General features: G+C 70.1%; 10 protein-coding genes. 3 read left to right on the top strand and 7 right to left on the bottom strand.

The window, feature by feature from the left end; genetic code table 11:
• Nucleotides 1-22 precede the first annotated feature (22 nt).
• The 3 genes from V6S66_RS03965 to V6S66_RS03955 are packed head-to-tail and all read right to left on the bottom strand — an operon-like array spanning nucleotide 23 to nucleotide 3200.
• Nucleotides 23-793, bottom strand: coding sequence for an SDR family oxidoreductase (locus V6S66_RS03965; protein ID WP_334205462.1), 771 nt, complete (start codon nucleotides 791-793; stop codon nucleotides 23-25).
• Nucleotides 790-2007, bottom strand: a complete 1218-nt coding sequence (locus V6S66_RS03960) for an acetyl-CoA C-acetyltransferase (RefSeq protein WP_334205461.1) — start codon at nucleotides 2005-2007, stop codon at nucleotides 790-792. The genes V6S66_RS03965 and V6S66_RS03960 overlap by 4 nt, the downstream gene beginning before the upstream one ends.
• 47 nt (nucleotides 2008-2054) lie before the next feature.
• Complete coding sequence (locus V6S66_RS03955) at nucleotides 2055-3200, bottom strand: acyl-CoA dehydrogenase family protein (RefSeq protein ID WP_334205460.1); 1146 nt, start codon at nucleotides 3198-3200, stop codon at nucleotides 2055-2057.
• A gap of 146 nt (nucleotides 3201-3346) precedes the next feature.
• Between V6S66_RS03955 and V6S66_RS03950 the strand changes: the two genes are divergently transcribed.
• Nucleotides 3347-3925, top strand: a complete 579-nt coding sequence (locus tag V6S66_RS03950) for a TetR/AcrR family transcriptional regulator (RefSeq protein ID WP_334205459.1) — start codon at nucleotides 3347-3349, stop codon at nucleotides 3923-3925.
• A 52-nt stretch (nucleotides 3926-3977) separates the two neighbouring features.
• On the opposite strand, the gene V6S66_RS03945 is transcribed toward V6S66_RS03950, so the two are convergent.
• A complete protein-coding gene (locus V6S66_RS03945) occupies nucleotides 3978-4517 on the bottom strand; it encodes a YceI family protein (protein WP_334205458.1) in 540 nt (179 codons plus the stop codon).
• Nucleotides 4518-4617: 100 nt separating this feature from the next.
• Between V6S66_RS03945 and V6S66_RS03940 the strand changes: the two genes are divergently transcribed.
• Together V6S66_RS03940 and V6S66_RS03935 are read left to right on the top strand one after the other, a co-directional pair.
• A complete protein-coding gene (locus tag V6S66_RS03940) occupies nucleotides 4618-5103 on the top strand; it encodes a MarR family winged helix-turn-helix transcriptional regulator (RefSeq protein ID WP_334205457.1) in 486 nt (161 codons plus the stop codon).
• A gap of 155 nt (nucleotides 5104-5258) precedes the next feature.
• Nucleotides 5259-6116, top strand: coding sequence for a DUF559 domain-containing protein (locus tag V6S66_RS03935; RefSeq protein WP_334205456.1), 858 nt, complete (start codon nucleotides 5259-5261; stop codon nucleotides 6114-6116).
• 73 nt (nucleotides 6117-6189) lie between these two features.
• Here V6S66_RS03935 and ettA read toward each other — a convergent pair whose 3' ends face one another.
• The 3 genes from ettA to V6S66_RS03920 form a co-directional block, all read right to left on the bottom strand.
• Nucleotides 6190-7872, bottom strand: coding sequence for an energy-dependent translational throttle protein EttA (ettA, locus tag V6S66_RS03930; protein WP_334205455.1), 1683 nt, complete (start codon nucleotides 7870-7872; stop codon nucleotides 6190-6192).
• Nucleotides 7873-7951: 79 nt separating this feature from the next.
• On the bottom strand, nucleotides 7952-9604 hold the full coding sequence (locus V6S66_RS03925) for a GTPase (RefSeq protein ID WP_334205454.1): 1653 nt from the start codon (nucleotides 9602-9604) through the stop codon (nucleotides 7952-7954).
• A gap of 79 nt (nucleotides 9605-9683) precedes the next feature.
• A complete protein-coding gene (locus V6S66_RS03920) occupies nucleotides 9684-11420 on the bottom strand; it encodes a GTPase domain-containing protein (protein WP_334205453.1) in 1737 nt (578 codons plus the stop codon).
• Nucleotides 11421-11471: the final 51 nt, after the last annotated feature.

The following is an 11471-nucleotide window of genomic DNA, read 5'->3' as shown; positions in this document are numbered from 1 at the left end:
CGTGTTGTGTCGACGACGTCGCTCAGACGCCCCCGGTGAGCAGCAGACCACCATCGATCGAGACGGTCTGGCCCGTGATCCAGCTCGCCTCGTCGGACAGCAGGAACGACACCAGCGACCCGATGTCCTCCGGCTCCCCCAGGCGCTTGAGCGGGTACGGCGCCGAGACCTCGGCCTCGCGGTCCTCGTAGAGGGCCTCCGCGAACTTGGTCTTGACGACCGCGGGCGCGACGGCGTTGACCCGGATGTTCGGACCCAGCTCGACGGCCAGCTCCTCGGTCACGTGGATCAGCGCGGCCTTCGAGGCACCGTACGTACCGATGTTCGGCGCCGGACGACGCCCGGCGACCGACGCGATGTTGACGATCGAACCGCCGTTCGCCTCGAACGACGCCCGGTAGGCCTTCTGCGCCCAGCCGATCGCCGCGACGACGTTGGTCGCGAAGATCTTGTTGGCCGCACCCAGGTCGACGTCGATCATGCGACCGTACGCCGGATTGATGCCGGTGTTGTTGACCAGGTGGTCCAGGCCGCCGAACGCCTCCATCGCCATGGCGACGACCTCGGTCTGGTGGTCGTCGTCGCCGGCATTGCCCGCGACCCAGCGGGCCTTCTCCGGGCCACCCAGCGACGTAGCAGCCTCCTCGAGGGCCTCCGGCTTGCGGGCCGTGATGACGACCCGACCACCCTCGGCGACGATGCGCTCGGCGACCGCGAACCCGATGCCCCGGCTGGCGCCGGTGACGATCGCGACCTTTCCCGCGTGACGGGTCCCTGACGAGGCGGCCGTCACGACAGGCGCTCCAGGACCATGGCCATGCCCATGCCACCGCCGACGCACATCGACTCGACGCCGAACTGCTTGTCGTGGTGCTGCAGCGAGTTGATCAGGGTGCTCGTGATGCGGGCACCCGTCATGCCGAACGGGTGGCCGACCGCGATCGCGCCGCCGTTGACGTTGAGCTTGTCCAGCGGGATGCCCAGGACCTTGGCCGAGCCCCACGCCTGGACCGCGAAGGCCTCGTTGATCTCGTAGAGGTCGATGTCGTCGATGCCGAGGCCGGCGTTCTTGAGCGCGGCCGGGATGGCCTCGACCGGACCGAGGCCCATGACCTCCGGCGACAGGCCCGTGACCGCCGTCGAGACGATGCGCGCCAGCGGGGTCAGGCCCAGCTCCTTGGCCTTGGTGTCGCTCATGATGACGACCGCCGCGGCGCCGTCGTTGAGCGGGCAGGCGTTGCCGGCCGTGACGGTGCCGTCGGGACGGAAGACCGGCTTCAGGCCGCTGATGGCCTCGAGGGTCGTGCCGGCACGGGGGCCGTCGTCCTTCGTGGCCTGCGTGCCGTCGGGCAGCGTGACGGGGGTGATGTCCTTGGCCCAGAAGCCGTTGGCGATGGCCGCCTCGGCGAGGTTCTGGCTGCGGACCGCGAACTCGTCCTGCTCCTCGCGGCTCATGCCGAGGTGCTGGGCGACGTTCTCGGCGGTCTGACCCATCGCGATGTAGAGGTCGGGCAGCTCACCGGAGTCCCGCGGATCGGTCCACGTGTCGGCGCCACCCTCGGCACGCTTCGCGGTGCGCGCGATCGCGTCGGCGAACAGCGGGTTCTCCGAGCCGGGCAGGTCCGAGAAGCCGTTCTGGAAGCGGCTCACGGTCTCGACCCCACCGGAGATGAACGCGTCGCCCTCGCCGGACTTGATCGCGTGGAACGCCATGCGCGTGGTCTGCAGCGACGACGAGCAGTACCGGTTCACGGTGACGCCCGGCAGGTGGTCCAGGCCCGACAGCACCGCGACGGCGCGAGCGATGTTGTGACCGCCCTCGCCCGCGGGCTGACCGATGCCCAGGTGCAGGTCAGTGATGTCGCGGGGGTCGAGCGCCTCGACCTTGGCCAGCGCGGCCTTGACCATCTGCACGGTCAGGTCGTCGGGACGCATGTCCTTGAGCGACCCCTTGACGGCGCGACCGATCGGCGAGCGGGCGGTCGAGACGATGACGGCTTCGGGCATGGTGTTCTCCTCAGGTCCAGCGGGATGGGTGTCGTGGTTCGAAGGGCTCAGAAGCCGAGATCGCGGCCGATGAGCTCCTTCATGATCTCGTTCGAGCCGGCCCAGATCCGGGTCACGCGGGCGTCGCGCCACGCGCGGGCCACCCGGTACTCGTTCATGAAGCCGTAGCCGCCGTGGATCTGGACGCAGTGGTCGAGGACCTTGTTCTGCAGGTCGGAGGTGTACCACTTGGCCTTGGCGGCGTCGATCGCCGTGAAGCGACCCTCGGCGTGGGCGAGCACGGCCTGGTCGATGTAGGCCTCGGCCACCTCGACCTGCGTCACGAGCTCGGCGATCAGGAACTTGTTCCACTGGAAGCTGCCGATCGACTCGCCGAACGCCTTGCGGTCGTGGGCGTACTGGATCGTCTCGGCCAGGATCTGCTTGGCGTGCGCGACGTTGGAGATCGCGCAGCTCAGACGCTCCTGCGGCAGCTTCTGCATCATGTGGATGAAGCCGCGGTCGACCTCGCCGATGATGCGGTCGTCGCCGACGCGGACGTTCTCGAAGAACAGCTCGGCGGTGTCGGACTCCGTCTGGCCGACCTTGTCGAGCTTGCGGCCGCGGCTGAAGCCCTCGTCACCGGCCTCGATCGCGAACAGCGAGATGCCCTTGGCGCCCTTCTCGGGCGAGGTGCGCACCGCGGTGACCACGAGATCGGCGCTGTAGCCGTTCGTGATGAAGGTCTTGGAGCCGTTGATGACCCAGCCGTCGCCGTCGCGCACCGCCGTGGTCTTGAGCGCGGCGAGGTCGGAGCCGCCGCCGGGCTCGGTCATGCCGATCGCGAGCAGGATCTCGCCGGACACGATGCCCGGGAGCCAGCGCTCCTTCTGCTCCTGCGTGCCGAGCGCGACGATGTAGGGCGCCGTGATGTCGGTGTGGATGCCGACGCACGACGCGAGCGCCGCGCTGACCTTGCTGAGCTCCTCGGCGAACACCGCGTTGAAGCGGAAGTCCTCGGCGCCGGCGCCGCCGAACTCCTCGGGGACCTCCAGGCCGAGCAGACCCAGCTCGCCGGCCTGGAGCCAGAAGTCGCGCGGGAGCGCCTTGTCCTCGATGTACTGCTCGATGTGCGGGGCGACCTTCTTCGCGAGGAAGCCGGCGCAGCTCTCGCGGAACGCCTCGTGGTCGTCGGTGTAGATGGTGCGGTCCATGGTGGCCTCTCGGGGGCGGAGGGGTTCAGGGCGAGGCGCTCTCCCGGTCGGCACTGGTTACCGCTGGGTCACTAAGCGCTTGCTTAGCATGCCACCGCTGGTCCATGCTGTCCACCACGCCCCGCCCCTCGTCTGGAGACCCTGCCGTGACCACCACCGCCCGTGACCGGCTGCTCGACGCCGCCGTCGAGGCGTTCGCCGAGCACGGATTCGGTGGCACGACGACGCGCGACATCGCGGCCCGCGCCCACATGAGCCCGGCCGCGGTCTACGTGCACCACGCGACCAAGGAGGAGCTGCTGTTCGCGATCTCCCTGCGCGGCCACCAGGAGGCGCTCGACGTCCTGGCGAACGCCACGTCCGACAGCGCCTCCCCCGTGGAGCAGGTCGCCTCGATGGTGCGGGCGTTCAGCGAGTGGCACGCGCGCAACAGCCGCATCGGCCGGGTCGTGCAGTACGAGTTCGGTGCGCTCTCACCCGATCATCGGGCGGTCATCGCGGACCTGCGCAGGCGTATGGAGCACCACATGCGGGACGCCCTCGTCGCGGGGGTCGACGAGGGCGTCCTGGAGGTGACCGACGTGCGCGGAACGGCGCGGGCCGTGCTCTCGCTGAGCGTCGATCTGGTGCGGTGGTTCGAGGCCGGAGGCGCTCACACCGCGGCCGAGCTGGGACGCCTGCACGCCGACCTTGCGGTCCGCATGCTGCGCCCCAGCGGGGCCTAGCGCTTCGGGGCTGCAGCCCCTGACGGAGTCAGGTCTGCAGCCCCTGACGGAGTCAGGCCTGCAGCACGGCCTCGGCGTTGATCGTCAGCGAGATCTTGTCGCCGATCATGGCCTTGTCGGCGCCGGCGACGGGGATGTTGAAGTCGATGCCGAACTCCTTGCGGCTGATCTCACCGGTGGCCTCGACGCCGACACGGGTGCCGCCCCACGGGTCGCCGCCCTCGCCGAGGAACTCGACCTTGAGCTCGAGCGGCTTGGTGACGCCCTTGATCGTGAGGTCGCCGTTCACGACGAACTCGGAGTCGCTCTTCTGCGTGACGCCGTTGGTCGCGAAGACCATCTTGGGGTGCGTCTCGACGTCGAAGAAGTCGCTGCTGCGCAGGTGGTTGTCGCGGTCGGCGGTGCCCGTGCTGATCGAGCTGAGGTCGACCTCGACGGTGACCTTGGAGTCGGTGACGTCCTCGGCGGTGACGAGCGAGCCCTCGAAGGCCTCGAACTTGCCGCGGACCTTGCTCATGAGGTGACGGACCGAGAAGCCGATCTCGGTGTGGGTGGGGTCGAGGTTCCAGGTACCCGGGGTGACGACGGTCATGACTGCTCCTGCGTTGGTCTGTGGTTGAGTGTTCAACAAGAGAGACGGTACCATGTAATTGATGCTTCAACAAACACCGCCCCGCGTTAGGATGCCCGACATGGACACGACCACCGAGACGCCGTGGCTCACCGAGCCCCAGCAGCACGTGTGGCGGTCGTACCTGGGCGCCACGACGCTGCTCATGGACCGTCTCGACCGTGACCTGCGTACCGCGCACGACCTCTCGATGCCCGAGTACGAGATCCTCGTCCGCCTGTCGGAGTCACCCGACCGGTCCATCCGCATGGCCACGCTCGCGGCGCAGGTCTCGCACTCCCGCAGCCGTGTGACCCACACGATCTCCCGCCTCGAGCGCAAGGGCATCGTGCAGCGCACCCAGGCCGTCGGCGACGGACGCGGCGTGTCCGCGGTGCTGACCGACCACGGGTTCTCGGTGCTCGAGCAGGCGGCGCACACGCACGTGCGGGGCGTCCACGCCCACCTCGTCGAGCACGCCTCCCCGGAGGAGCTCGACGTCCTCGGCCGTGTCATGCAGCGCGTCGTCGACCAGCTCGACGACAACAACTCCTGCCCCGCCCCCTGACCCCGCCCCAGATTTGCGCCGAGTTGCGCAATTCTTCCCGGCGCGGAACGCACAACTCGGCGCACGCCGTGGTCCACAGGCCGGCTTCATCCCCAGCAGCCTGACGGGCGCTCCACGAAGACCACCCGTGGCGGCATTGTCGCAAGATGCATCCCGTGCCCCCGACACTCCACGGCCGGCCATTCACCCGCCGTGAGGCGCTGTCGCTCGGCCTGACCGACGGCTCACTGCGGGGCCGGCGATTCGTCCGACTTCATGAGGGCGTCTACCGCACGGCCCAGACCGAGCCGACAGTCGAGCTGCGGCTACAGGCCGCCGGACTCACGCTTCCGGGCGATGCGGCCGTCAGCCACGTCACCAGTCTTCGGCTTCGTGGCCTCGCCGTCGGGCCGCTACTCCCCCTGCACTTCGCGACCTGTCACCCCCATCAGCACCGAGACCCAGACGTCGTCCTGCATCGTTACCGCCGCGACTTCGCCGTTGACGTGCTGCGCGGGTTCCTCGTCACTTCGCCAGCGAGGACCTTCGTCGACCTCGGCACCCAGCTCGACGACCGGCGCCTGCTGCGAGTGGGCGACTGGATGGTCGGGACGGGTTTGGTCGACCTCGACGAGCTCCACTGGTTCTGCCTCGACTCACACCTCGATGGCGTCCGTCGTGCCCGGCGCGTGGTGAAGCTGGTGCGGGAGCGGGTGGCATCGGTGCGGGAGTCCGACCTGCGCTGGTGGATCCACCGGGGCGGCCTCCCCGAGCCGGAGGTGAACGTCGACATCCTCGATGATCACGGTCGGTGGCTCGCCCGGGGCGATCTCGTCTACCGGCGCCAGAAGATACTCGTGGAGTACGACGGCTGGCAGCACGAACGAGACGCCGCGCAGCGGCAGTGGGACCACATCAGGCGCGAGCAGCTCGAGGCCGCGGGATGGCGACTCATCGTCGTCACCAGCATTGACATGGCCAACCCTCGCCGGGTGATCACCCGGATCCGTCAGGCGCTCAACTCCTCGGACTGACCAAGAAATGCGCCGAGTTGTGAGATTCCGCGATCGCAGAACTGCACAACTCGGCGCAAATCTGGGGCGGGGGTCAGTCGCGGGTCAGGCGGCGGTGGGTGACGCGGTGCGGGCGGGCGGCCTCGGCGCCGAGGCGCTCGATCTTGTTCTCCTCGTAGGAGGCGAAGTTGCCCTCGAACCAGAACCAGTTGGCCGGGTTCTCGTCGGTGCCCTCCCACGCCAGGATGTGCGTGGCGATGCGGTCGAGGAACCAGCGATCGTGCGAGGTGACCACGGCGCAGCCGGGGAAGTCGAGCAGCGCGTCCTCGAGGGCCGACAGGGTCTCGACGTCCAGGTCGTTGGTGGGCTCGTCGAGCATCAGCATGTTGCCGCCCTGCTTGAGCGTCAGCGCCAGGTTGAGGCGGTTGCGCTCACCGCCGGAGAGCACGCCGGCCTTCTTCTGCTGGTCCGGGCCCTTGAAGCCGAACGACGCGACGTAGGCGCGGCTGTTCATCTCGAAGTTGGCGACCTTGATGAAGTCCAGGCCCTCAGACACGACCTCCCACACGTTCTTGGTCGGATCGATGTTGTCGCGGTTCTGGTCGGCGTAGCTGATCTTGACCGTCTGTCCGACGTTGAGCGTCCCTGAGTCGGGCTCCTCGCTGCCGGTGATCATGCGGAACAGCGTGGTCTTGCCGACGCCGTTGGGGCCCACCACGCCCACGATGCCGGCCCGCGGCAGCGTGAAGCTGATGTCGTCCCACAGCACGCGGCCGTCGAAGGACTTCGTGAGGTCCTGGGCGTCGAGCACGACGTCGCCCAGGCGCGGGCCGGCCGGGATGTTGATGTCCGAGGTGTCGATCTTGCGGTCCTTCTCGGCCTCGGCCGCGAGCTCCTCGTAGCGGGCCAGGCGCGCCTTGCTCTTGGCCTGACGACCCTTCGCGTTGGAGCGGACCCACTCCAGCTCCTTCTCGAGCATCTTGGAGCGCTTGGCGTCCTTCTGGCCCTCGATCTTGAGCCGGTCCTTCTTGGTCTCGAGATAGGTCGAGTAGTTGCCCTCGTAGCCGTGGATGTGGCCGCGGTCGACCTCGGCGATCCACTCGGCGACGTTGTCGAGGAAGTACCGGTCGTGGGTCACGGCCAGGACGGCGCCCGGGTAGTTCTTGAGGTGGCCCTCGAGCCACTGCACCGACTCGGCGTCCAGGTGGTTGGTGGGCTCGTCGAGCAGCAGGAGGTCGGGCTGCTGGAGCAGGAGCTTGCACAGCGCGACGCGGCGGCGCTCACCACCGGAGAGGTTGTCGACGAGCGCCTCCGGCGGCGGGCAGCGCAGGGCGTCCATCGCCTGGTCGAGCTTGGAGTCGATGTCCCACGCACCGACGGCGTCGAGGTAGTTCTGCAGCTCACCGGTCTCGGTGCCGAGCGCGTCGTAGTCGGCGTCGGGCTCGGCCATCTCGGCGTACGCGGCCTCGAGGCGCGCCATCTTGGCCTTGATCTCGGCCACGGCCTCCTCGACGTTCTCGAGCACCGTGGTGCCCTCGGTCAGCGGCGGCTCCTGCTGCAGCATGCCGACGGTCGCGTCGGGATCGCGCACGAGGTCGCCGTTGTTCGGGTGGTCGAGGCCCGCCATCAGCTTCAGCAGCGACGACTTGCCCATGCCGTTGGGGCCCACGACGCCGATCTTCGCCCCGTGCAGGAACGAGAGCGACACGTTGTCGAGGACGACCTTGTCGCCGTGGGCCTTGCGGACGTTGCGGAGCGAGATTACGTAGTCAGCCATGGTGCCTCCAGCCTAGCGAGGGACCTGGTCGCGCCGGTCGGCCGGAGGGTCAGCCCGAGGCCGGTCAGCCCGAGGCCGGTCAGCCCAGAGCCGCGACGACGCCGGCGCGGTAGCGCTCGTACGCCTGGAGCTCGGCCTCGACGGGTGAGACGACGAGCTCCGCACTGACCTGGCCGATCGCGGTGCGCAGCTCACGCTCCACGCGGGCCGCCTGGCTCCGCGCCACGAAGCGGGACGCCAGACGCGTGCCGAGGGCGATCACCCCGCTGGCGACGAGCGCCGCGACCCCCAGCACGAGCGACAGCGGGTGGCCGTCAGCCGGACCGAAGCCGGACACGTCGGGCCCGTCGGGGATGCCCATGCCGAGCAGCCCGAGCAGCCACAGCCCGAGCCCGCCGGCGGTCGTGGCGAGCAGGAGCCACTGCAGCGCGTTGAGCAGGTGCAGCCACGCGGCTCCGCGCAGGTCGATGCGGGTGGAGGCCACGGCCCCCTCGACCGCGTCGGCCACCTGCGATCCCTCGGCCGCGGCGTCGGAGGCGACACGCACCGCGTCGCGCCAGGGACGCTCGAGACCCACGGACGCCTTCTCGACGAAGACGCGGACGGAGGTCTCGACCGCCGACCGCTGGGGCCGGATCGAGTCGGGCAGGCTCGACCGCTCGAGCTCACGCTCGTCGACCTCGAGGCCGAGCTCGCTGAGCGGGTCCTTGCGCAGCCCGCCGATCCACCGGGTCAGGGGCCAACCCGTGAGGCGAACGGCCCGGCGGCGGCTCGAGGCACCCACCGCGGACGCCAGCTGCCCACCGCCGACCGCGTCGAACAGGGCGCGGTCGAGCTCGTCGCGATCGGCCTCCGTGACGCCCGGGACGTTGCTCCGCCCGCCCACGGCCGCGATCTGCTCGGCGGCAGCCCGGATATCGGCACCCAGGCGGTCCTTGGCCGAGGCACGCGCCCGGATGCGGGTGGCGAGCTCACGGCGCAGGTCGTCGACCCCGTCGCCGCGGGTCGCCGAGACGCCGATGACCGGGACGTCGGTCATGCCGCCGGCAGCCACGATGCGGCGGACGTCCTCGACGGCACGACCGCGCTGCTCGTAGGGGATCCGGTCGATCTGGTTCAGCACGACGAGCGAGACGTCGTTGTACGACGCCATGGGCCGCAGGTACCGGTCGTGGATCGCGGCGTCGGCGTACTTCTGCGGATCGAGCACCCACACGATGAGGTCGGCGTACTGGACCAGGCGATCCATCTCGACGTGGTGCGAGACCTCGGTGGAGTCGTGGTCGGGGAGGTCGAGCAGCACGAGGCCGTCGAGCTTGGTGTCCTCCGACGAGCGATCGAGCATGCTCATGCGGGAGACCTGGTGACGCGGCGGGATGCCCATCCACTCCAGCAGGCCCTGGGCGCCGTCGGGACCCCACGCGCAGGCCAGCGCCCACGAGGTGGTGGGTCGCCGCAGGCCGACACCGGCGAGGTCGAGGTCGGTCAAGGCGTTGAACAGCGACGACTTGCCGGAGCCGGTGGCGCCGGCGAGGGCCACGATCGTGTGCTCGCCCGACAGGCGCAGGCGCTCGACCGCACGGCCGGAGAGCTGGTCGGCCGCGGCGAGCACGGACTGCGGCAGCCGACCGTGAGCCGCGTCGGCCGCGGCCACGAGTCCGTCGACCTTGCGGCCGATCTCCCCGACGTCGTCGCGGTACACCGGCGCGGGTCCGTCGCTCAGCTGGGTCATGCCGCCTCCGCCGTGAGAAGAGCAATAGTAGGCGGCACCGGCATGACCGAAGCTTGATCGTTCGCTCGCTCGCGCTCGCTCATGAACCAGTTCCCCCTTGCCCGGTCGAGTGCGTGCCACGGACGACGCGCGTCTCGAGGTCGTCGAGGTGGCGCGCGTACTCGGCCCGGCGGGCCGCGTCGCGCAACGTCTTCTGCGACTCTCGCACGAGGTCGGGGTCGGGCGACAGCGCGGCGAACCGCGCCCGCTCCTCGCGCGCGAGCCGCACGACCTGGATCTCCAGCGCGCTGAGGGCCTCCGCCGCGAGGCGGTCGACGACGTCGCTCGACAGGACGGCGTCGAGGACGCGGCGGCTGATGCGGCCCGCGTCGGTGCCGCCGGCGCCGAGCGCCGTGATCATGACCGAGACCGCGAGCCCCGGGACGCCGATCGCGAGAACGTCGGTGGACAGTCGGCGGTCGGCCACGGCCAGGCGCACCTGCTCCGTGACCTGCTGCTGCCAGTCGCGCGCGACCCGTTCAGCTCGCGCACGGAGGTCGCGCGGCGCGCGGTCCAGGCCCGGCCGTGCCGCGACGAGGGCCTCGCCCGCGGGGACCGAGGCCCACTGCGCGACGACCACGGTCGCGGAGGACTCGGCACGCTCGACGAGCATCACCGCGAGGTCGTGCTCGATGGCGGCGGCGACGTCGTCGGCCTTGGACCGCTTGCCGGTGACGCCGTCGACGAGTCGCTCGCGGATGCGTCCGACCTTGCCCTCGACCGATCGGAGCATCTCGCCCGTGCCGACGAAGCTCTGCCAGCGGGCCGCCACGTCGCCGCTCACGAGGCCGCCGTCGGTCAGGGCGGCGCGCACCGCGCGCTCGGACTCGGCGAAGGTGTCGTCGACGGCGGTCCGGAGCTTGTCGGCCGCCCGCACCTGGGAGTCGTATGCATCAGCCAGGTCGTGGCTGCGCAGGACGTTGTGGCGGACCGCGCCGTCGAGGGTCGAGCGGACGATCAGGGCGCGGGTCTCGTCGTTGCTGGCGAGGTCGTGCAGCCAGTCGACGATCGGCTTCACCGCGTCGGCGGGGAGGAGTCCATCGGTGTCGACCGATGTCTCGGGAACCGTGAACAGCGGGGAGTCGGACAGGCCGCGCGACGTCATCATGCGTGCCAGGTGGCTCCGGACCTCGACGATGCCGTCGCGAGCCGTGCGGTCGAGCACCACGGCGACCGAGGTGCTGCGCTCGGACGCCTGGCGCAGGTAGTCCCACGGCACCTGGTCGGCGTAGCGGGCGGCGGAGGTGACGAACAGCCAGAGGTCCGCGGCCGCGAGGAGCTGGGCCGCGAGCACACGGTTGCCCTCGTCGATCGAGTCGACGTCGGGCGCGTCGAGGATCGCGAGGCCCTTCGGCACCTTGCTGCTGGCACGGAGCCGCAGCCCGTAGGTCGAGTTGCCCGGGACGTCGGTGCGCGGGAGGTCCGGGAGGACGCGGTCGGCCTGGAACCACGCACCGTCGTCAGGGTGGTGCGTGAGGACCGGCGAGCGGGTGGTGGGTCGCAGGACGCCCGACTCGCTGACGACCTCACCCACGATCGAGTTGACCAGGGTGGACTTGCCGGCGCCGGTCGAGCCACCGACCACCACGAGGACGGGCGCGTCGAGCTGCACGAGACGGGGCAGGACGTAGTCGGAGAGCTGGTCGGCGACCCCGGCCTGCAGGCGGCGGGCTCCCTCGACGTCCTCCGTCGCGAGCGGGAGCTCAGCGTGCCGGACGCGGTCGAGAAGCGTGCTGAGCGCGCCGAGGAGCTCGCCCGGGGCGTCTACGCCGACCACAACCACTCCTCACACGTCTCGCCTGTCACACGGTTCGTGGAAAGCCTAGTG

Source organism: Aeromicrobium sp. Sec7.5, assembly GCF_036867135.1.
Lineage (GTDB): Bacteria > Actinomycetota > Actinomycetes > Propionibacteriales > Nocardioidaceae > Aeromicrobium.
Note: the sequence above shows the minus strand (reverse complement) of the source record. Positions and strands in the feature narration are given on the sequence as shown.

Bases quoted from the DNA above. Each gene is read 5' to 3' on its own strand.
- V6S66_RS03960 (WP_334205461.1), bottom strand. From the start codon at position 2,007: ATGCCCGAAGCCGTCATCGTCTCGACCGCCCGCTCGCCGATCGGTCGC.
- V6S66_RS03955 (WP_334205460.1), bottom strand. From the start codon at position 3,200: ATGGACCGCACCATCTACACCGACGACCACGAGGCGTTCCGCGAGAGC.
- V6S66_RS03945 (WP_334205458.1), bottom strand. From the start codon at position 4,517: ATGACCGTCGTCACCCCGGGTACCTGGAACCTCGACCCCACCCACACC.
- V6S66_RS03940 (WP_334205457.1), top strand. From the start codon at position 4,618: ATGGACACGACCACCGAGACGCCGTGGCTCACCGAGCCCCAGCAGCAC.
- ettA (WP_334205455.1), bottom strand. From the start codon at position 7,872: ATGGCTGACTACGTAATCTCGCTCCGCAACGTCCGCAAGGCCCACGGC.
- V6S66_RS03925 (WP_334205454.1), bottom strand. From the start codon at position 9,604: ATGACCCAGCTGAGCGACGGACCCGCGCCGGTGTACCGCGACGACGTC.